The sequence below is a fragment of the Paenibacillus sp. Y301 genome (assembly GCF_059445505.1).
In genome coordinates this window covers 249,214-271,570 of sequence record NZ_JCAIUL010000002.1, presented here as the reverse complement: position 1 = coordinate 271,570, position 22,357 = coordinate 249,214, and the positions used below count along the sequence as shown (strand labels likewise).

The 22,357-nt window shown below is 40.0% G+C and carries 21 protein-coding genes and 1 pseudogene; 8 read left to right on the top strand and 14 right to left on the bottom strand.

The window, feature by feature from the left end; translation table 11 throughout:
- Nucleotides 1-117: 117 nt before the first annotated feature.
- From AC1D69_RS04745 to AC1D69_RS04725, 5 genes are all read right to left on the bottom strand, one after another.
- Nucleotides 118-861 (bottom strand): hypothetical protein, encoded by a 744-nt coding sequence (locus AC1D69_RS04745; protein ID WP_495455000.1) that lies wholly within the window; start codon nt 859-861, stop codon nt 118-120.
- Complete coding sequence (locus AC1D69_RS04740) at nt 854-1,579, bottom strand: hypothetical protein (protein ID WP_495454999.1); 726 nt, start codon at nt 1,577-1,579, stop codon at nt 854-856. The genes AC1D69_RS04745 and AC1D69_RS04740 overlap by 8 nt, the downstream gene beginning before the upstream one ends.
- Nucleotides 1,580-1,616: 37 nt before the next feature.
- Complete coding sequence (locus tag AC1D69_RS04735; protein WP_495454998.1) at nt 1,617-2,825, bottom strand: hypothetical protein; 1,209 nt, start codon at nt 2,823-2,825, stop codon at nt 1,617-1,619.
- Between the two features lie 180 nt (nt 2,826-3,005).
- Entirely contained in the window at nt 3,006-3,266 is a 261-nt protein-coding gene (locus AC1D69_RS04730) for a YqkE family protein (RefSeq protein WP_495454997.1), read from the bottom strand.
- 72 nt (nt 3,267-3,338) lie between these two features.
- A complete protein-coding gene (locus AC1D69_RS04725; protein WP_495454996.1) occupies nt 3,339-4,301 on the bottom strand; it encodes a LacI family DNA-binding transcriptional regulator in 963 nt (320 codons plus the stop codon).
- Between the two features lie 495 nt (nt 4,302-4,796).
- Between AC1D69_RS04725 and AC1D69_RS04720 the strand changes: the two genes are divergently transcribed.
- The 7 genes from AC1D69_RS04720 to AC1D69_RS04690 all read left to right on the top strand — a co-directional run bounded on the left by AC1D69_RS04720 (nt 4,797) and on the right by AC1D69_RS04690 (nt 11,414).
- Entirely contained in the window at nt 4,797-6,407 is a 1,611-nt protein-coding gene (locus tag AC1D69_RS04720) for a spore germination protein (RefSeq protein WP_495454995.1), read from the top strand.
- Nucleotides 6,408-6,410: 3 nt separating this feature from the next.
- Nucleotides 6,411-7,610 carry a Ger(x)C family spore germination protein gene (locus AC1D69_RS04715; protein ID WP_495454994.1) on the top strand — a complete coding sequence of 400 codons (1,200 nt, stop codon included), beginning with the start codon at nt 6,411-6,413 and terminating at the stop codon, nt 7,608-7,610.
- Between the two features lie 21 nt (nt 7,611-7,631).
- Nucleotides 7,632-8,738 carry a GerAB/ArcD/ProY family transporter gene (locus AC1D69_RS04710; RefSeq protein WP_495454993.1) on the top strand — a complete coding sequence of 369 codons (1,107 nt, stop codon included), beginning with the start codon at nt 7,632-7,634 and terminating at the stop codon, nt 8,736-8,738.
- Between the two features lie 19 nt (nt 8,739-8,757).
- Nucleotides 8,758-8,991 carry a hypothetical protein gene (locus tag AC1D69_RS04705; RefSeq protein ID WP_495454992.1) on the top strand — a complete coding sequence of 78 codons (234 nt, stop codon included), beginning with the start codon at nt 8,758-8,760 and terminating at the stop codon, nt 8,989-8,991.
- A gap of 49 nt (nt 8,992-9,040) precedes the next feature.
- A complete protein-coding gene (locus tag AC1D69_RS04700) occupies nt 9,041-10,123 on the top strand; it encodes a GerAB/ArcD/ProY family transporter (protein WP_495454991.1) in 1,083 nt (360 codons plus the stop codon).
- A gap of 160 nt (nt 10,124-10,283) precedes the next feature.
- Nucleotides 10,284-10,523, top strand: coding sequence for an EamA family transporter (locus AC1D69_RS04695; protein WP_495454990.1), 240 nt, complete (start codon nt 10,284-10,286; stop codon nt 10,521-10,523).
- Nucleotides 10,524-10,613: 90 nt separating this feature from the next.
- Nucleotides 10,614-11,414: a Cof-type HAD-IIB family hydrolase gene (locus tag AC1D69_RS04690; protein WP_495454989.1), complete on the top strand. Its 801-nt coding sequence runs from the start codon at nt 10,614-10,616 to the stop codon at nt 11,412-11,414.
- An 82-nt stretch (nt 11,415-11,496) separates the two neighbouring features.
- On the opposite strand, the gene AC1D69_RS04685 is transcribed toward AC1D69_RS04690, so the two are convergent.
- On the bottom strand, nt 11,497-12,582 hold the full coding sequence (locus AC1D69_RS04685; protein ID WP_495454988.1) for a site-2 protease family protein: 1,086 nt from the start codon (nt 12,580-12,582) through the stop codon (nt 11,497-11,499).
- 269 nt (nt 12,583-12,851) lie between these two features.
- On the opposite strand from AC1D69_RS04685, the gene AC1D69_RS04680 reads away from it, so the two are divergent.
- Nucleotides 12,852-13,946 carry a peptidylprolyl isomerase gene (locus AC1D69_RS04680; protein ID WP_495454987.1) on the top strand — a complete coding sequence of 365 codons (1,095 nt, stop codon included), beginning with the start codon at nt 12,852-12,854 and terminating at the stop codon, nt 13,944-13,946.
- Between the two features lie 89 nt (nt 13,947-14,035).
- Here the strand turns inward: AC1D69_RS04680 and AC1D69_RS04675 are convergent, their stop codons facing one another.
- The 8 genes and pseudogenes from AC1D69_RS04675 to AC1D69_RS04640 form a co-directional block, all read right to left on the bottom strand.
- Nucleotides 14,036-15,544 (bottom strand): alpha-glucosidase/alpha-galactosidase, encoded by a 1,509-nt coding sequence (locus AC1D69_RS04675; RefSeq protein ID WP_495454986.1) that lies wholly within the window; start codon nt 15,542-15,544, stop codon nt 14,036-14,038.
- Between the two features lie 127 nt (nt 15,545-15,671).
- The gene (locus AC1D69_RS04670) at nt 15,672-16,571 is read right to left on the bottom strand and encodes an AraC family transcriptional regulator (protein WP_495454985.1); all 900 of its coding nucleotides are present in this window, start codon (nt 16,569-16,571) and stop codon (nt 15,672-15,674) included.
- Nucleotides 16,568-17,359 (bottom strand): MBL fold metallo-hydrolase, encoded by a 792-nt coding sequence (locus tag AC1D69_RS04665; RefSeq protein WP_495454984.1) that lies wholly within the window; start codon nt 17,357-17,359, stop codon nt 16,568-16,570. Before AC1D69_RS04665 ends, AC1D69_RS04670 begins: the two co-directional genes overlap by 4 nt.
- A gap of 409 nt (nt 17,360-17,768) precedes the next feature.
- A complete protein-coding gene (locus AC1D69_RS04660) occupies nt 17,769-18,827 on the bottom strand; it encodes a sulfate ABC transporter substrate-binding protein (protein WP_495454983.1) in 1,059 nt (352 codons plus the stop codon).
- 37 nt (nt 18,828-18,864) lie between these two features.
- Complete coding sequence (locus tag AC1D69_RS04655; RefSeq protein WP_495454982.1) at nt 18,865-19,929, bottom strand: sulfate/molybdate ABC transporter ATP-binding protein; 1,065 nt, start codon at nt 19,927-19,929, stop codon at nt 18,865-18,867.
- Nucleotide 19,930: 1 nt separating this feature from the next.
- Nucleotides 19,931-20,701, bottom strand: a pseudogene (locus tag AC1D69_RS04650) (ABC transporter permease).
- 324 nt (nt 20,702-21,025) lie between these two features.
- Entirely contained in the window at nt 21,026-21,610 is a 585-nt protein-coding gene (locus AC1D69_RS04645; RefSeq protein WP_495454981.1) for a TetR/AcrR family transcriptional regulator, read from the bottom strand.
- A gap of 5 nt (nt 21,611-21,615) precedes the next feature.
- Nucleotides 21,616-22,248 (bottom strand): YigZ family protein, encoded by a 633-nt coding sequence (locus tag AC1D69_RS04640; RefSeq protein ID WP_495454980.1) that lies wholly within the window; start codon nt 22,246-22,248, stop codon nt 21,616-21,618.
- Between the last annotated feature and the right edge of the window lie 109 nt (nt 22,249-22,357).

Here is a 22,357-nt window from a genome sequence, read left to right as displayed (position 1 = left end):
CATAATCACAACAATTTTAGCCCTGATCCTACTAGTGTTCATGAGTAAGAATCAACAAAAAAAGCTATGATGGTTTCTACAAAAGGTAGCACCAACATAACCTTATTATTCATCCTGTTACTTATATGCTTGAGGAATTTCCAGCTCATTTTCATTGAGTATTCGAACAAAATCTAATTGGATACCACCACTGTTGAAAGAGCTCCCGTTTACGGTGTTATTAAGAAAAACCTTTCCTTGATCTCCATAAGGAATCCAGCCAATGTACATAGATGATGATGGACTATTCATATGAAAAATAGAGTCAACCTGATTAGTGTTATTCATTCTTAGATTTCCATTCATAAGCTCTACCCAATCTGTAGGTAAAGATTGCACTCCATAATTCTTCTGTAATGCTATCGTCAACTCCATTTGAACTCTTGGTCTATATGACTTTAGACCAACACTTTCAATTGCAGCTCTCTCCCCGATAAGGTAATACTTGATCTTACTTAATTTATCTTTGGGGTCTATATTCCATACAATAAAATGCGTAGAAGCGTCCTTATCATTTATTTTCCATACATAAGGCTCGCCCCTTGTATCTATTCTTCTAAGTCTCCATTGAAATCGGTCCCATTCCCAGAAACTCATTCCATAATGGTCATCCCCCGAGATGTAAGGAACAAATAAATGTTTACTATCTAGTTCAATAACATCTGAGATCTCACTAATATTCACCTCAGCATACAGTTCAGTCATAACCTTAATCGTCTGTGTATTATCCAGAAACGGCTTTGGCTTCCCATCATAAAATAGAAACATACCGAGAGCAATCGTTACGATTAGTAAAGGAACTATCACCCTCTTTTTATTCATCGTTACATCCTCCCCAATCTATAAGAGGTTCCTTGGAGAGATAGTAATAGCTTCGATTGGATGTTGTAATTAATATTCCTCTACCGTCTTCCTTGAGATAAATCATGGGTTCCAGACCACTTCCCCATCTTGGGATCGTCCCTAATAGCCCATAAGGAAAGTATTCCTTATGGTAGTGCGACCCTGATTCCAAAACAGAATTCTTATACCACTCCATACCCAACACATCAGCAAATTGAAGATCACTTAACTGGCTCTGAAACCGATCCTTATTAAAACAAGCTGGTTGAGCAGTAGGGTGAATGGCTATAATAATGGCATGCTCAATATCAGAGATATATGTGGATGGATCTTCCTTGGGGTAGACCCAATTATCGATGAATCCAGACATCAACGCTGTTCCTATAAATATATAGTTGGCCCAAAACCCAATCCAAGCAAAAGAGCGATACTTCTGCCATGACTCCTTTGATAATAATCCATACACTATCCACACTCCTAGAGGTAGAATGGATAACTTCATCGGAGTATGAAATATATCCAGATTTATAGATAAGGAGAAAAGCCCGACCCATACTACGATTATAAATCGCCAATATGCAGGTTTCTCTTTCTGCTTCAAGTACTGTCGTGATGCAAGCATAAGAACAATTAGCCAGCCAAATATCCCACATAAAATGAAGATGACATTATTAGGCATCTCTAGGTGAAATGACATGATCCTCCTCCATCCAAAGTAATCTATGGATCACACCCTACTTAATCACACCCGGAATAAGTGGTTTAACCGTTACATCTTGAAGTCCCACTTTCTCTAGCACTTCAGGAGTTACGTATAATCGGAATTGAAACACACGACTGTTATTGCGGTCTAGCGTCATACTCTGACCTGTAGGGCCTGTTAATTTATATTGATAGTCATACATATCCCCTTCGCGCTGGCCGACACTTAAATTAAAGCTGGATAAAATAAATCGAAGCGGTATAAACGTCGTTCCCTCTTTTACAAAAGCGTATGGCACCAGCTCCGAGCCTTGTGAGGTGATCACTTCATGTTCATATAAATGGTGGATGGGCAGATCTATGATAGGCAACGCGACAACATCTAAATTGTCCGGTGCTTTTGTTGTCGGGCGAGTATCCCGCCATGTGTATAACTTCTCTCGTTCGTCCTCTGTAAGTAATCTAGATTTCCCTGTCTTCAAATCGAAGATCCATGAAAGTCGCTTGGGTTCATTTTTGGCAAAAACAAATGTCTGATCTTTCTCCGAATAACTATCTATCCTACCTAGTACAAGTTCTTTCTTCTTACCCGTAGCCGGATCATAGGTTGAAATAAGCTTTTGTTTAGCTACTGGACTATATTCATTTACAAGTAGTGTACTATCAGCAAGCCAATTCAGACCCACATACTGCGAACTAGAAATCCATTCTTTTAGCTCACCTGTAGTGATATTTTTGAGAAAATAGCTGTGTAATTGCATGTATTGAGCCGTTTTTCCATCCGATGACTTCTCTGCACCGAAATCAGGTGTCTCGTATAATCCCCATTTACCATCTGGTGAAATATCATAGAGATTACCTTTCACCGCTACCTTTTGTGTTGTATCCAAATATAGAGGTGTATAGTAGAATAAATCCCCCGCAGAAATACTTGAAAAGTGCTTACTGAGTCTTGGATGTATAGTCTCTTTCGAATACGAACTAATATTTGTGAATTTATCGTCCAACTGTGCCCATTTCCCATCCTTCGTTGAAACGATGACCTTGTTCAAATACTGATCATTCTGCATAGAACTCCAGTTATAATATGTACTACCGGTGGTTGGGTCTTCCCATTCAGCTTGAATCGTTGTTGTGTTCTCTTCGGCTTGGGCTACAGGTGCAACATATGCTCCCCAAGCTGAAGCTAGAAGTAACGTTGCTAGACACGCATGAATCCTCGTATTTCTAAATAACTGCATTGTTATATTCCTCCTCATCATTCTCTTCACTTTAAATAAGACGAAATAATATAAATAAAGTTACACGCCAATCCATATAAGCAAGCCAAAAAACCACCAGATCTGACTAGCCATGTGGCCTAATCCCGGTGGTTTCGCATGTTTCACAGTGAGGTCCGCACCTCATGTATGATCTCATTCCTATTTATATTTACGCCAATCCAGGCTACTGTTCTCAAGCAAGTGTTCGAAATTGTTATCCAATTTCTTTTGTTCCTGCTTACGAGCTTCTGCCTGCTTCAACTCTTGTTCTTCTTTTTTCTTCTTTTCTTCCGCCTTCATCTCATCTGCCTGGGACTTCAATTGTTCTAGAATGTCACCACTTAGTAAGTCCTTTAGCGTTGCTGGCTTGTAGTCGGAATCAGGCTTTGGTGAAGGGGTCGGTCTTTTTTTCTTAGCCATACAATCATCTCCGTTTCAGAACCATATTATATCAGTTTTGGCTTTGGGATTCTAATATAAATTCCTCGTTAGCTATACTGTTAATCGTTCAATTAATCTAACCAGGATCTCTTCGTGAGAATGCGTTGAACCGTCCATGGCTTGAAGAAATAGTTTTCTTCCAACGTCAACTAAAGGGATCTCAAGCGTAGTGATGTTCATAATTTTTGCTATGGGTTGATTATCAAATCCCATGATAGCAAGCTTATTTGGTATCGAAATATTCTCTTTTTTACAGCAAGTTAGAATTCCTGCAGCTACTTGGTCATTAGATACTAATAACGCGGAAGGTGGATTACTTAATTTTTGTATACGTTGAATAATCTGTTCTCCGTCTTCAAAATTTAAACACTCATAAAATATAACGTTTGAATCAAAAGGTTGATTGTATTTCGCTAGAAAATCTCTATAAGCAGCCTCTCTATGTTCGCTATTGCTTCCTGTTCTTCTTCCTATGCTATAACCAATGTTATGATGGCCTTTATGATATAAATACTCTAAAGCTTTGAAGAAACTTTTATAGTGATCGACAAACGTTGAAGACACGTTGCTACCCCTTGCATCCTCACATAACACAATGGGACCATACGACACATATTCATTAATTATATTCCATCCACAAGTTCTGGAACATATGATTAAGGCATCGATTTGTTTATTTTTCAACATGGTCAAAGCATCAATCTCTCTACTTTCTTCATAATTCGTTTGGAACAGAACTAACTTATAGTTGTTTTGTAATGCTTCATTAGCTATACCTTCCATTAACAACCCGAAATAGGGACTATTCGAGAACGGAACAACAACACCTATCAGAAACGTTTTACCTTTACTTAAATGAACCGCATTGATATTCCTCTGATAATTACTTTCCTCCATGGCTCGTATAACAGCATCCCTTTTGTCTGCACTTACATAAGGATGATTGTTTATTACACGTGAAACGGTGGTTACCGATACTCCTGCCATCTTTGCTATATCTTTGATGTTTGCCATATGAACGCTCACCTTCTCAACAAAACTTTTTCTTGCTCTGAAACGCATTTCATAATTTATGTTTAGCGTGTAGACAAAAAGGGAGGAATCGACGATGGTAATACTTTTAGGAATCTTGTGCCTTATTGTTATGTGTAGTTCTATTATCATTTTGGCATCAATACCTATTTCACTGCATCAACCAAAGAAATCTTCAATAGGAACAAAGGACCCTTACAACTTTTTATTCGAAGTATACGATGAACATTATGTCCCCATTGTAATTAAGTAAGAGCTAAATTGTCCACATTCGCCACTTAGAGTTCAATTATTATCATATACATTAGATTTTGAATTAAAAAAGTTAATGACAACAAGCTACCCCTTACTCAATTGAATGAGATCATGGGTAGCTTGTTTCCTCATGAATTGGTTAAGATCCTTCTTCCTTTGGTATAGGTGCACGTCATTATGGTAATACCGTAAATAGCAGCTATAGAGAGGGACAAAACAACTATGGATTTTTTAAGCAGAATGATTACAAAAACATTTAGTGACCCTTCACTCGGGCAATCTGACTCAAGTAAAGAATCACAGGATACGCAAGAACCATTAAAGTGCAATCTTCATGATAATATTCAACATATAAAAGATATGCTTGGTAACAGTAGTGACATTGTCTTCAGAGAAATTCAGATTGGCTCCGACCGACAGATCAAAGCAGCTATCATCTATACCGACGGATTGGCAGATGCCAAATCCATTCAGAACTTCATTATGGAATCGCTGATGTTAGACGTTACTAATAACGAACTAAATAAATTGATAACATCTCAAGAGGACACCTTTCAGGTATTGAAAGATCATTTCCTTACCGCTGGAGATATCAAGGATGTTATAACATTAGGCCCTTTGTTAACCTCACTGTTGTCAGGAGATGCAGTTCTTTTATTAGATGGGTACGAACAAGGCTTCAGTATCGGTATGCGTGGATGGAAAGACCGTGCTGTGACGGAATCGACAACAGAAACTGTCATTCGGGGACCCAAGGAAGGTTTCACGGAGAACTTACGTACAAATACGGCTTTAATCCGTCGCAAAATTAAGGACCCTAACCTTTGGCTAGAAACAAAAGAAATTGGAAGGGTGACCAAAACGGATGTCGCAATCATGTATATCAAAGGAATTGTGAGCGACGACATTTTGAAAGAAGTCCATACGCGCTTGGACCGGATCGACATCGATGGCATTCTAGAAAGTGGCTATATTGAGGAATTAATCGAAGATGAAACATACACACCATTTCCGACAATCTATCATTCGGAACGTCCTGATGTCATTGCCGCCGATCTATTAGAAGGAAAAGTTGCCATATTAGTGGATGGAACCCCGATAGTTCTAGTCGTTCCTACCATGTTCGTCTCTTTCATGCAGGCTGCTGAGGATTATTATCAAAGGGCGGATATTAGTTCCCTCATTCGTATTCTACGGTACGTCTGTATTTTCATCTCTCTACTAGGTCCATCTCTATACATCGCCATCACCACGTTTCATCAAGAGATGTTACCAACCCAACTTCTAATCAGTCTTGCTTCTCAACGAGAAGGCGTTCCCTTTCCTGCTTTTATTGAAGCACTCATGATGGAAGTATCGTTCGAAATTTTGAGAGAAGCCAGTCTAAGGTTACCCAAGGCTATCGCTCAGTCGATATCCATTGTAGGAACATTAGTCATTGGATCTGCCGCAGTTGAGGCAGGAATCATATCTGCAGCCATGGTCATTGTTGTTGCCATTACGGCCATTTCTAGCTTCGTCCTCCCTGCCTACGATATGGCTATGACCATCCGAATGTTACGTTTTCTCATGATGGGACTTGCAGCTTCCTTTGGTCTATTTGGAATTATCATCGGAGTCATCGCGCTCATTCTTCACTTATGTAGCTTACGTTCCTTCGGGATTCCATATATGAGTCCGTTCGCTCCGTATATCCGTGCCGATATGAAAGATACGATATTCCGAGTACCCCATTGGGCCATGTTCAGCCGTCCTCGTCTACTCAACCAGAAGAATGTCATCCGGGAACAAAGTACACCTCCGGAAAAGCCGCAAGACCAAACAGGAGGTTGACCTATGAAACGGGCAGGACTCTTACTGTGTATTTGTATCATCATGACTGTATCTATCACCGGTTGTTGGAGTCGCCGGGAATTAAATGACCTTGCTATTGCCGTAGGGTTGGGGATCGATAAATCCGGAGATAAGTATCATGTATCCGTTCAAGTTGTAGAGCCAGGGGAAGTAGCAGGAAAAAGTAGCGGTGTAGTACCAGTCACTATGTATCAAGCAACTGGAAATACCCTTTTAGAAGCACTCCGTAAAATGACAACGATTAGTCCACGTAAAATTTATATAGCTCATCTTCGAGTTGTGGTCATTGGCGAGTCATTCGCCAGAGAAGGAATCGCGGACGCTCTAGATTTCTTGACGCGAGAACCTGAAGCACGAAATGACTTTTTCATTGTCGTCGCGAAAGAAGTAAAGGCTATAGATACGTTAAAAATATTAACCAACTTGGAAAAGGTACCCTCTGTTCGATTATTTTCATCTTTGGAAGTATCAGAGAAACAGTGGGCACCTACTATCGCTGTTAAAGTGGATAAACTCATATCTGATCTTGTGAGCCAAGGAAAACATCCGGTATTAACAGGACTAAAATTAATAGGAGATCCCCAGGTAGGGGAAACAAAAAAAAATGTAGAGAGCATCCTCTCTCCTGCAGATTTACAGTACTCGGAATTAGCTATATTTAGAAAAGATAAGCTGATTGGTTGGTTGAGTTCCGAATCCGAAGAAAGTAAAGCGTACAACTATATTACCAACAATGTTAATAGTACGGCTGGGTCTGTACCTTGTCCTGATGGAGGGAGAATCGCATTAAAAATCCTTCGATCACATTCGAAGATTAAAGGAAGCATACGGGATGAACGTCCAATGATCGATATCGAAGTGGTCACCGAAGCGAATGTAGCCGAGGTTCAATGCCATCTTGATCTAAGAAGTGAGAAGACCATCATGGAGGTAGAGAAATGGGCAGAACGAAAAATGGAAGAATTGATTGATAAGACCATAACTAGAGTGCAACAAGAATACAAAGTCGATATTTTTGGGTTTGGTGAAGCCATTCGCCGCTCAAATCCAAAGGAATGGAAAAAATTAAAGGATAACTGGGATCAGACCTTTGTGAATATTCCGGTACACGTAAAAGTTACTTATGAGATTAAACATTTGGGGAAAGTGTCCAATTCGTTTCTGGAAGAAATGAAGAAATAATAAATGGGGTGAAATGAACCTATGCCTGAGAAGGGTAAAATAAGTATTCGTCAACTCACCATCCTAGTCATGTTCATTACCATTGGAGATTCGATTCTAGTATTACCTTCGGTCTCTGTTTCATTTGCGAAACAAGACACATGGATATCTGGCCTCATTGGACTAGCGGTAGGATTACTCGCCGTTCATATGTTCAGCGTAGTTGGAAACCTTCATCCCCAATTGACCTTAGTTCAATCTAGTCAGAAAATTCTGGGGACATGGATAGGGTCATTCGTGGCGGTTATATTCCTTTTCTACCCTTTCATTACTGATGTAGCATTTTTAAGGGAAATTGGTGATTTTATAACCACCGAAATGATGCCTGAAACCCCTTCACAAGCAATTCATATCTTATTTGCGTGTATCGTTGTCTTTGGTGTGCGTTTAGGTCTTGAAGTTATTGCACGGACAGGGGAAATACTCCTCCCCTTCTTTATCCTCCTATTTCTCCTTTTGCTCATTTTTCTATGTCCCCAAGCTGAATTCGAGAAACTTCAACCCATTTTAGAAAATGGAATAAAGCCCGTATTGCATGGCTCTCTCTCCTTTATAGCTTTCCCCTTTATGGAGCTAGTTGTCTTCTTAATGATTATTCCTTATATAAGTCAACCACAACATATAAAAAAGGGCTTTTTACAAGGTGCTCTGTTAGGTGGAATAGTTATACTCATTCTTATTGTGATCTCTATTCTTGTTCTTGGTCCCGATCAGACCTCGAGAAGCATTTATCCTAGTTATTCCTTAGTTAGAAGGGTAACCATCGGTCAATTTTTTGAGAGAGTTGAAGCCATGTTAGCCTTGATGTGGTTTTTAACCATTTTTATGAAAAGTGCTTTCTATTTTTATGTATTCAATTTAGGGTTAGCTCAATTATTAAAATTAAAAGGGTATCGAATGTTAACTTTACCTACAGCTCTTCTCTTGATTGTGCTCGCGCCGATTATTGCCCCTGACATCACTTATTACAATAACGTACTTGGCGAATACTGGCCATATTTTGATATGAGCTATGGCATACTCTTACCTTTGTTATTGTTGGTGGTGTATTTTATTCGAAAAGTGTTCACGAGGTCGACTAAAAATTGAAGAAGAAGGAGCAACCAGCATGTTGTCTATAGCGGTAATTCTTGTCATTGTTGCTATCATCATCGTTATTGATGTCCCCCCTCTGTGGAGAAACAAATCAATAAAGGAGCTATGGGTATTTTCCTTCATTCTATTATTCACAACAGTATTAGGTATAGCTCAAGCGTTACATTTCAAGACTCCCAATCCTTTGGATTGGATGACAGCTGTCTATAAACCGCTTGCTGATGTAGTTGATGTATGGTTGAAGTGAACCCTCGGTTTCTAAATATATTGCAAACTATAATGTTGGAGTTGTTACTATGTTAGAAAAGGGAAAAATCAGCTCACGTCAGTTCTCAGTATTAATCACTTTGTATATCATTGGCAGTTCTATTCTGACTATTCCAGCAATGTTAGCAGGCGTAGCCAAACAAGATGCTTGGATATCAGCACTCTTGGCACTGGCAGTCGGGTTGTTGCTAATACCTATGTACATTCATCTTGGCGACCGCTTCTCCCATTCAACGTTTACATTATATACCGAAAAAGTTCTGGGCAAATGGTTGGGAAAAGGAGTTTCCCTTCTGTTTTTTGTCATATACCCATTTCTCATTGCTGCACTTTCACTGCATAATATCGGAGATTTCATGGCGACGGAAGTTATGCCTACTACTCCAATTCAAGCAATCAATATTCTCTTTATATTAATAGTCATCATGGGAGTTAGACTCGGGATTGAACCTTTGGCTCGCGCAACAGAGATTTTTTTTCCTATTGTTATCCTTTTATTAATCATTTTTGTGATATTGATTTCTCCACAAATCAATATTGAGAACATTCAACCTGTGATGGAGGAGGGCTTTAAGCCCATACTAAAGGCATCTCTCTATTTTATTGCTTACCCTTTTCTCGAACCCATTATATTAATCACCCTGTTTCCATACGTTAACCATCCCGGAAAGAACGGAAAGGCATTATTTTCGAGCTTCCTATTAGGGGGAGGCATTATGGTCGTCTTGATTACGCTCACAATTCTAGTATTAGGAGAAAATACGGCAAATATCGCTTACCCAAGTTACGCTTTAGCCAAAAAAATCAGCATTGGAAATTTCATAGAACGAATGGAAGTCATCATTGCGGTGATTTGGTTTATCACAACATTTGTAAGAATTTCCCTATTGTTTTATGTTTCCATAGTAGGAATAGCCCAGGTATTAAGCTTAAAAGAATACCGGTTCTTAACTCTTCCATTAAGCATCATACTAGTCATCCTGTCTTTTATTGTATTCCCGAATACTTCCTACTATATGGAGTTCACACCCATCTGGACAATTCATTCTTTTATATTGGGGCTTGTATTTCCAATAATGTTATTAATCATCGGTTCTTTGAGAAAAAAGTAGAGAGACCATCGTTACAACAGGAACACGAGCCCGTCCCCAATTCTATTCTGAGCCTCTATCCCTGCAAGGATGGCAGCTCTTTTTTTATCTATATTTCCTTGTTCAACCCCTATTTTTGCGATACAATTTGGTCACTTACTTCTATGAAAGGATATCACGTATGAACCGTTCTCATCTTGCTAACCTCAGCCTACTTCTTGTTGCTATGATGTGGGGCTCTACTTTCCTCATCGTTCAACATGCAGTTAGGGTACTTCCACCTCTCGCCTTTAACGGATTACGATTTCTTGGAGCCACCCTACTATTAGCTCTTATCATTAGTATTTTTTATCGTCATGAGTGGAAGCAACTTTCGTGGAATCGGATGTATTTGTATTCTCACAGGTATGATTATTGCTGAATTGAAGTCGGCACCGAACACATCCATATCGAAATAGATTACAATAGAGTAAGACAGCACTATAAATAGATGTTTTAAGGAGAGAAATTCATGTATAAACTGATCGCAATTGATATCGACGACACATTGATTAATGACGACAAGGAAGTATTGCCATCCACACAACAAGCACTCGAACAAGCTGTAGCTAAAGATGTAGTTGTCACTCTTGCTACGGGGCGTGCTTATGCATCTGCGAAACATCTTGCACGTCAGACAGGTCTAAACGTCCCTATTATTACGTACCAAGGTGCCTTGATTAAGAATCTATTGGATGAAAAGGTCCTCTATGAACGTTTCGTACCGAAGGATGCTGCGCATAAACTATTTGATTACTGTATTGAACACGACCTACATGTACAGGTCTATATTGACGATAAACTATATGCAAGAGAAGAAAACCAAAAACTGATCGATTATTGTACACTGAATGGAACGCCTTACTTCATTGAACCTGATTTCATCAAAATGGTGGACCAACCTACACCTAAAATGCTAATCATTGATGATCCAGCTTATTTGGATGAGATATCCCCAGTTCTTCGTGAATTGTTGGGAGATCAAGTTCATATCACCAAATCAAAACCACATTTCTTAGAAATCATGCATCATGAAGGTACGAAAGGTCATGCCCTTACCTTCCTAGCTAATCATTTCAACGTTGAACTCTCGGATACAATCGCTATTGGCGACTCTTGGAATGATCATGAAATGTTAGAAGTCGCAGGTCTTGGTGTTGCTATGGGGAACGCCATTGATGCCCTCAAGGATATCGCGAATTATGTGACATTAAGCAACAATGAAGATGGCATCAAGCATGTCATTGATAAGTTCGTATTGAATGCAGAGTAAGTGAAATAGTAATAAAGTAGTTATATGAAAAAGGGGATGTCCAACAGTCATTAAATGACTATGGACACCCCCTTTATTTGTATTACACGTTAATATTACCTACGATATGTACGGAATACATCAGACCAATTAACACACATGCTAGTACCGCATAACTTATTCCAAATTTCCAACGAGACGATAACGGTACATCATAATACTTATCATTCTCATAACGGATATACTCTACTTCGCAGTTAATCTTAATACGATAATCCTCAGGTGTTCGTTGAAGTTCTAGACCATTCACAAGAACACTAACAAGAACCCTCTTAATGATCCCCTGCTGTGGCATAGAAATGGTACCTTGGAAATCCATACTAGCCCACTCTGTTTTAACATATTGCCGTTGTTCATCCAAATTACTATAAGTACTGAAGGGTAACTCTCTTTTATGCTCAGGTCCAGGGATTATAGCTCCTTGAGCATATACATGTTCTACGGGCACAAAGAAAATAGCATTTGCAGACTCAACTACACTTCTATTCCGATCTTTGACATACTTCTTATACAAATCGTATGCAAATAAAGCCCATATAACAAAAAATATAATCGAACGCAAATAAATAATGACGCCTAGTCCCCCAATCAATCCTACAAGCCACAACCATCTTGAAACTGCCGTAGCAATTCTACCCCCATCTAGCGGATGGATAGGCAATAGATTGATCAAGTTAAGGAAGAAACCAATATAGGCTAGTGAATACAATAAGGGACTGTCCATAAGATAAGCAGCCAGGAATACGCCAGCTGCACCTAATGATCCTAGCAATGGACCCCCGAATGCGATGTACGCCTCCGTCTTAGCATCTAACGGATTCTTTTTCATCGTAATCATCGCACCAAGAAAGGGAATAAACAACGGTGCAGATACCGGTAGACCATGTCGTTTCGCTGCCAATACATGACCCATCTCATGAATGAATAACAACCCGACAATCCCCAACGCGAATCCCCATGGATAGATCAATGCATACGCACCTATTGAAATGGCCATAGATACTATGGCACCACCAAGCTTACCGAACTTCAGAAGTGCTAATAGCGACTTACCCTTTACAAGCAGAAGTGCTACCGTACTTCCTATGTACATGAACCGAGAATCCTTTTTCTTCTCTTTATTCTGCAACTGTATTCTCCCTCACAATCTCTCGGATTACATTTTCTAGTAATATTTAGATAATATCATATGGATTAAGATGAGTAAAACAAGCCAATATCACGAGGTTTCCCCTCTTTTTGCAAACTACAAATATACAATCTCTAGTAAATCATGGTAGTCTTATGTTATTATAATAGATTACAGTCAACGACAAAAATGATACATATACATAGACAACTTTAGATGACATGTAATCCTACGTGAAACCATTATACGAATGAGGAGTTTTGTAAACCATGAGAATTAACAAAAAAAGAAGTATGGTCATTCTAGCTTCAGCTCTAGTTCTATCAGGCACAGTGATGGCCAACAGTACTTATGCCCAACAAGCTACGAAAACACTGAAAGCCATCTATAACAATATCAAAATAGTGTATAACGGCAAAACAATTACTTCCGCTACCAATGCAGAAGCCTTTACGATCGACGGAACTACCTATGTACCCCTACGTATGGCTGGTGAAGCTCTAGGCAAGAACGTCCAATGGGATGCAGCAAATAAACAGGTCAAGTTCACAGATCAAGAAGTTGTACCTGAGAACTCGGCTGTAGCTACAGTAAATGGTGTCGTGATTACAAAGGAAAAACTATATAACGAGTTGATTTCACTTGGCGGTGCACAAACTTTAGATAACCTTATTACAGAAGAACTTGTTGAGCAAGCAGCTACTAAGGCAAATATCACGGTTTCGAATGAGGAAATCACTGCTGAAGTCAATAAAGTTAAAAAGGACTTCTCAACTGAGGATGAATTTAATGAAGCACTAATCCAATCAGATATGACATTAAATGATCTAAAAGACGAAATGAACATGCAGGTAAAAATGAGTAAATTAGTAGGACCAAACGTAAAGGTAACCACCGCCGATATCAAGCAATACTTCTTAGACTATCCAGGTGAGTTTGACACAGAAGAGGAAATTCGTGCTTCGCATATTCTAGTAGACTCTAAAGAAGAAGCGACCAGTATTCTGAAAGAACTCCAAGGTGGAGCAGATTTCTCTAAGCTTGCTAAAGCGAAGTCCTTAGACACGGGTACTAACTCCGACGGTGGAGATTTGGGCTTCTTCGCTCGCGGTACCATGGTAGATTCCTTCGAAACAGCGGCATTCGCTCTTAAAAAGGGTCAAATTAGTGCTGTTGTTGAATCAGACTATGGATTCCACATCATTAAAGTTACCGATCGCACAGATGGGCATACAGCAACGTTAGAAGAAGTATCTGCAGAAATCAAAGAAATCCTAATCGATGAACAGATGTCAACCTTAAGTTCAACTTTGTTGGATGAACTTAAGGCTAAAGCTAACATCACTAATATATTGAATAAATAACATACGAATTATAGCAACAGAGATTACGACGATTAAATAGGTATCTTGTACACCTTATGGGTGTATCAGATACCTATTTTTAAACTTCACTACTGAATTACTTTAGCTCTATCTTTACCTTTATCTGCTTCGCCTGCGTTCTTGTTCGCAGCCTCACGATCCAGTTGCATTTCTTCTACTGTTTTCACTTTTAGTCGAGCTGCTCCTTGATACCCTTCTTTGGTTGGGATAAGTGCACCTGAAGCCAATCGTTCTTTCGATGCTGTGATTGCCTTACTATATTGCGGAAGCCATGCTTCTTGAGCAACAAGCATCTCATCAACCATCTGCCATATTTCCTTCGGATTACATACGGCACCCACAAGAGGATCCATCATGAACGCCTGTCGAAGTAACTGGTCATCCCCGTGCACAGCTGCTTCTACCGCTAAACGTTGTACCGAAATACTCACATTACACACAGCTGCTGGGCCTAATGGGATCTCTCCTACCAATGGCATTGCGATACCGTTACGATCTACATAACCTGGTGCTTCAATAATGGCATCACTCGGTAGATTAGAAATAATACCCTGATTGATCATATTAAAGTGACCACGATATACTCTACCCGTCTCAAGTCCTTCAATAATATACGAACCATGCTCTTCACTACGCTCTTCCTGCTTATATGCATAGGGATCTTCCTTCATCCAATTTGGAAAGTCCGTCTCGAACCAAGTGCGACCTTCCGTACAGACACGAAGATAACCACCTGTCTCTCCATTAATCCAATTGCCGAGATCAATCCACTCTTCAATTTCATTCGAGCGTTTTCTATACCAAGGGACATATTCACTCAAATGTCCATTCGATTCCGTACTGTAGTATCCGAAGCGCCGTAACATATCAATTCTAACCTTTTCTGTTCTACTGAAATCTTCATGCTTCTCAAAGGCTTCTAATAACTGCCCCGTCAGATCTTCGCCTTTATGACCAATCTGAACATACCATGTCTGATGATTAATCCCCGCGCAGATAATGTCTACCTCTTTCTTATCTAGACCAAATACTTCTGCAATTTGTGAATGTCCACCTTGCACGCCATGACAGAGACCCACCGTTTGAACCCCACCATACTTGTTACACGCCCACGTTAGCATGGCCATTGGATTAGCATAATTTAATAGAAGTACATCTTTCGCCGCCACCTCACGGATATCCTTACAAATGTTCAACATTTCTGCAATACCCCGTTGACCATACATGATTCCGCCTGCGCATAATGTATCCCCTACACACTGATCAACCCCATATTTCAAAGGAATATCTACATCCGTTGCGAAGGCTTCAAGCCCACCTACACGAATGGTACAAATCACATATTTAGCATCTTTCAACGCCACTCTGCGATCTGTAGAAGATTGAATCTTTATGTCTAGACCGTTCTCATGTATATCTCTCTGACATAGCTCAGTTACCATACTTAAGTTATGTGAATTAATATCCGTAAAAGCAACCTCGATGTGTTCAAATTCAGGTACTGATAGAAGATCTCGAAGTAACCCACGCGTAAATCCAATACTACCTGCACCAACAAATGCAATTTTAAATGACATGAAAACTACTCCCTCCAAGCTGAAATATCAGGTTAATCTGATAACTTGATTGTATCAGCTCACTTTAGGAAAGCGTTATCAAATTCATTACTTCTTTATTAGATTTGTGTCAACAATCCTCACCTTTTCAGGATCGAATGTGATCATCAGAATGCGACGATTTACGATATTCTACGGGTGTCATCCCTGTATGCTTCTTAAACATCATGTGTAGATACTGGCGACTTCCAATGCCAACGTAGTCAGCAATATCAGCAATTGGAATTTCTGTCTGTCGTAATAACATCTGCGTTTTTTCCATTCGAAAAGAATTCAAGTACACCATAATGGATATTCCCATCTTCATCTTGAATACTCTCTGCAAATAACCTGGATGCAAATTGATAGCCTCGGCAACATCCTTAATCTGAACGTTGCGATCATAGTTCTGATGAAGATATTCTATGCATTGTTGAACATACTTTCCTTGTATCCCTAAGGATCCCATGGCCATATTCTCTTGATGTAATCTCGCAATCCGTATCAGAAGTTGAGCCAATAGAATCTGAGCCATAGGTTCAAATCCCGATGAACTTGCATCAAGCTCAACGACTAGACTTCTAAGAACATGGTGAATATCTTGATACTCACGGAGTACGAGGAAGGAAACGGGATCATGAAATAATGCAGCAAGTGCTTCCTCCCGTTCCGCCAGTTGTTTCATCGATGGAAACAACTGGCCATTAGATAACGTGAATCGAAATTCTATATTCAGCATTCGGCAAGTATCCGCTACCAACAACCGGTGAGGAACATCACCATTCAGAATGATGAATTCCCCTTTCTTCAGCGTCACTTTGGAGCTATTCACACCTTCAAATAACACCTCTACAGAACAGACACCATCGATGACATACATAATCTCCGAAGCCTCGTGAGTATGGAATGACATATCGAAGGATTTCCATTCTTTATAATAATAAGCAATCACCTCTGGATGGTAATCATCAACCATCAGTAGCTCAGAAAATAAGCCACATCCATTCATTCTTCATGTTCATCCTTCCAAGTTAGATCAACTTCCAGACCCGTGAGCGCTAATGTCACTTCAGGCGGAAGTGGATACGATTGATTTAGATCAACATCATGAGACATATGTGTATAGATCACTTTTCGAGAATGAATTTCTTGCAACAATACTCCCGCTTCTGTCATATCGTATACCGAACGTGTTGAGAATTCAGCCGTTTCATGATAGAAGCTAGTCCCAAGCACTAGCAAATCTAAGCCGAATAAAGGTTCTTTCTCCCGATCATTCAGGTTAATAGAATCTGAGCAATATCCCCACACATACCCATCCTTTTCAAGCCGATAAGCGTAAGAAAATCCATTCTTTCCGTGGCAGACCTTCCATCCCTGGATATCCCACCCGCCTAATTGTATCCCTTGATCTATAGCTATTAATTCAATATGATTCTTTAACCAAGGAAATTGGGCTACAATGTCTGCTATTACTTCGCTCGGTGCGTACAGTTGACCCTTTCTTCCTGTCCAGCGACAAGCATCTGCCCATTCAGGTAATCCTGCGATATGATCGAAATGTGCATGTGTGATCAGTACCTGTTCTGTTATTCGTTCACCCAGAGTCTCCATTTGTCTACGCCAATCCGGTCCACAGTCAATGAGAAAAGAACCCCATTCTCCCTCAACCCTAACGGATGATCTCAGTCTATGATTCAATCCATTCTTCCTTGCCTCCGTACATACACTACATTCACAATAAACGCGTGGAACCCCCATAGCGTCGCCTGTTCCTAGAAATACTAACCTATCCATGCTGTATCTTCTCCTTATGCTTCTAACACATCTTCTGTTTAATTCTATTATAATTCATAACCTTCCTTTAGCAAAAAAAGAGAAGGGGCACCCCGTTTGTTTTTTGTAGGAGAAAGTTAGATGTTCTGGAAGGACGCTCCGCGAACGGACCGTTTCTCCAATCGCTGTGGTCTCCAAATTTCTGGATTGAAACCGCTCAGCGGTTAAAATTCGGAGACCAAGGCGACCGCTATCGCTTTTACGAAATCGTTCCGTCCTCTGCGCTACCTTAAGCATATTTTTGCAACTTTTCAACCGAAAACAACAAAAAAAGAAATCCCCCTTTGGTAAAATGGAAGTACCAACTACCATTTAAAAGGGGTGATTTCCTTGTAACATTTCATATACCGTGCCAACCTTCACGTTAATGTTAGATTCCTGCTAACACTTGATACCATACACCCCGTTTAGAATATATTGTATCCCTGACTTGGGCCCATCCACCAAGGTACTCAATATCAAATAATCCCGCGGGTTGCGGATAACTTCTCTCATTCTCAGCATACACCACGTCATTCACCGAACGAAATCCATGCTTCGAGAATATTCTTTGTGCGTCTTCACTCCACAGGTAGGTTACAAAAGCTTCCGCTAGCTCCCGTATATCATGTTTATCGGCGTATTTATGAACCACAGCCGCTGGGTTCTCGATAAGTATCGTGTTGCGTGGCACATTGATATCATATTTTTTCCCCTTTTGTATCCGTGCAAGAAGTTCGTTCTCATAGGTCACAATGACATCACCGACACCATATTCAAATGCTGCCATGGACGACCTACCGCTCTTATCCAGTGACTCTACATTCTCATGGACTTGTTCAAGAAATTGTTTAGCAACCCCGGGATTCTTCTTCCCATGTTCCTCAGACATTTTCAATCCCGCACCATATATCGCATTAATGTCCCACTGTGCTCCACCCGAAGTTTTGGGATTGGGATACAATACCTTCACACCTGGTTTCGTTAAATCACTGAAGTCTTGTATTCCAAGAGGGTTCCCTTCGCGCGTCCCTAATACAACAATAGACCGAGTGACCATTCCCTTCTCAGGTTTGCTCTTCCAATCCGTATCCACTAGTTCAGCCTGAATCAATTTGTCTATATCGCCTTCCATAGCAAGGAGGGTTACATCTGCTTCGAACCCTCCTACAATGGAGCGTGCCTGAGTACCTGAAGCTTCATAAGATTCTTGAAATTTGACACTTTGCCCAGTCTTTTCTTTCCATTCCTGTTGAAACAACGGTAGAATCTCGGTTAAAGCATCCTTTGCCACACTATATGCTCCAATGACAAGAGTCTTCTCTCCATCTCTTACAGGTTCTGTGGTAGAAGAGGGTAGTTCATTACGGCTACAACCTATAACCAGACAACTCATAACCATTAACATCATAGTGAAGTATGCGTAACGACTAGATATCTTCTTCATCATTTCGTTCTCCCTCTCCCCTTCCCACACACAATACCTCTTAGATCATGATGGAAATAGGAATATCCTTCAACCTATTCTCCATAATCCAGCTCCGTTCATCATTGAACAAGTAAGCACGGTGAACCAGTACTCGAACTTCCTGACCTATACTTAATGTTTCTTTCTCAAGTGAACGATAAGTGATCAGCTTATGACCTGCTACTTCTACTTCTACAAGCCATTCACTACCACGAAAATGTAAATGTCGGATCATCCCCTCTTCCGTTGCGGAAGCAAGAATGAATTCATGTTCATGGCCTACTTCAATATATTCGGGTCTAATTAAAGCACGTGTTCCCAAGTATTGATTCGCTTGTTCAAACCCCTTTAATTCCGATATATGATCAATCACTGTAGATTCACCAATAAAAGTCGCTACAAATGGTGTCTTCGGTTCTTTATATATGTCCCAAGGTGTGCCCTTCTGTTCAACACGCCCTTGATTAATAATCATAATTTCATCGGCTACTTCAATAGCTTCATCTTGGTCATGCGTCACAAAAATAGAGGTAATCCCTACACGTTCAATTAAGTCTCTAAGCCATGTACGAAGCTCCTGTCGGATCTTAGCATCAATAGCAGCGAAAGGTTCATCTAACAACAATAATTGGGGTTCAGGAGCTAACGCACGTGCAAAAGCAACACGCTGGCGTTGCCCACCGGACAATTGATGAGGATAACGTTTCTCAAATCCGCTGAGTCCAGTTAACTCAACCAGTTCCATAACTCTACTCTTCACTTTGGTATGAGGTAACTTCTTCACTTTCAATCCAAATGCGATATTATCGTATACTGTCATATGCTTAAACAATGCATAATTCTGAAATACGAACCCGATCCCTCGTTCTTGAGGCGGGAGTGCATTCACCAATTTCCCATGAAAGCGAATTTCACCAGAATCTAGACTTTCTAACCCTGCTAACATTCGTAATATCGATGTTTTACCACCACCGCTTGGTCCCAACAATCCAATCAGATGACCTTTAGCGATATCGAAACTTACATCATTTACAGCATGGAAATCGCCAAAATGTTTGTTTAGATTGCGGACTTCTATATGCATATTAGGACACACCCTTTCTTTTCTTCGTCCATTCCATCATAAGCAACAGTCCAATAGAAGTAGCTGCAAGTACAAGAGCCACACTATTAGCAGCCATCACATTGAAATTCTCTACATCCTGGTACACAAGCGTAGTTGCAGTCTGAGTCTTATACTATTTAAAAAGCCCTTGATCTTGCGACTAATCCAATGGCTTCTAACCAAGTAGATCGCCATCATTACCCCAAAGAGCGTGTCCTGTTGCCCCCATCGTATAAGCAGCTTCTTCTTCCGATGGATCAATTTCTTCTAATAATGGCTGTACGGCTCGAATCACAAAAGGAAATGTAACAAATACCATCGCGATCACAATAGCGGGTTGATGAAATACAATTTCAAACCCTAACGATTCTGCTATGGAACCAACCATGCTTCCAGGACCTAATAATAATAGGATCATTAGACCTCCAACAGCAGTGGGTAGTGCGAATGGTAAATCCACTAAGCTATTCAAGAATGACCTACCGAAGAAAGTATACCTAATTAATACCCATGCAATCATTGTCCCTATAACCACATTGATTAAGGTAGAAATAATGGCCAATTTCACAGTTAGGAGAACAGATTTCCCTGCAATGGGATCACTTACACTCTCTACGAACATCGACCATCCAAGGGAAAATGAATTATAATAAACCCCTAATAAAGGCAACACAATAAGTAACATAAAATATAAAAGAACCGTACTTCGAAATCCCCATATCCATCCCTTGTGCTGTAAAATCGTGTTCATAATTCATTCCCCCTGCCTCCAAATTTGTTTTTGGTCGGCTAATCGAGTCAACGTTAATACCCATTAAACCACTGGGTTTTATAATTATAAGTACTTTACCAAATATTTACTCTAATCGTCAACAGTTTTATTATCTCATTAGTTATTACTCCCCAAGATTTGAAGATCGATTATATTAACCATACCAAACAGGCGATGAACGAGCATTCACTAGCTTGCTCGTTCATCGCCTTTGTATTTACATCGCTATCTTTAGTGCAGTACCGCAATAATGTTATACCGCGACATCAATTAAACGCCTAAAAGTGTATGGACGTCATTAGATCACCTTAAATTGCGACATATCATTCGAACATGAGAAAAGGCTAATGGCTTAATGTCTTCATAGGTGACACGATTCTGAATATAATAGGATATGAATCCATGTAGTGATAAGAATAATGTCCGTGGTAATGACTCTGGTTCCTCTCCAACATGTCCACCATCTTGTAAATAGCTGAGAACAATGGATGTGAATAATTCAAAGCAACGATCTTGTTCCGTACGACAGTATGAAAGCAATTCCTCATCGCGAATCATAAACATAATCTCATATTGATGAGGGCTGTTCATACCAAATGATACAAATTCCATCATGAAGTATTCCAGCTTTGACAGTTCTTCTGTTTCTTGTACTCTCGATGCTTGAATCAAACGATGAGCGAGATGTGCGAAGTCCTCTACCACTATAGCGTAAAATAACTCTGCTTTCTCTTTAAAATGATAATATAAAGAGCCATGGCTATAACCAAGGTGCTGACCTATACTACGCATTGAAATGGCGCGATATCCCTTTGTAATAAATAGATTTCTAGCGGCTTCCAAAATCCGTTCCCTCGATAATTCCTGTTCCACTGCTCTTCTGGCCATAGACGTTATTCCCCTTCAATATAATAAAGCTGTTCTCCCTCCGAGATTAGGGATTGACCCTGAGTTAAGTCAATCATCCATGACTTAAACGTCTCCGCTTCACTATTCTTTGGAAGACATGTTAGCATGACCTTATCTGTAAAGAAGGTTTCTCCCATTCTAACCTCTTTATTCCGCAGTTCATTCTCCACCTTACCTAGCCAAGTATAATCTACTTCTACGAAAATTTGCCGATGTAGAACACGAGTAATGACTTCCCCTGCTTCAATTGCAACGACAGCACCATCCGTATACGCCCGAATTAATCCCCCAGCACCTAGCATTATCCCACCAAAATAACGAGTTACTACAATCGCAACATTACTTAACCCTTGATTGCGGATAACTTCAAGAATAGGTTTCCCTGCTGTTCCACTAGGCTCACCATCATCAGATTGCTTCTGAATCTCATTTCTCTCGCCAATCATATAAGCTGAACAGTTATGCGTTGCATTCCAGTTTTGCTTCTTGATATCTTCAATAAATGTATTAGCTTCCGATTCAGTCTGCACAGGCATAATATGGCCGATGAATCTTGACTTCTTAATGACTATTTCTTTAGATCCTGATCCTCGTACCGTCTTATAACTTTCAATCATACCGTAACCCTTCCCTAAAATACTAAGAAAATCAGGACATCCTACTCAAAGATAGGACGATCCTGCTTTAATAAAGAACATATGAACATCCTATATTCTTATATTTCAA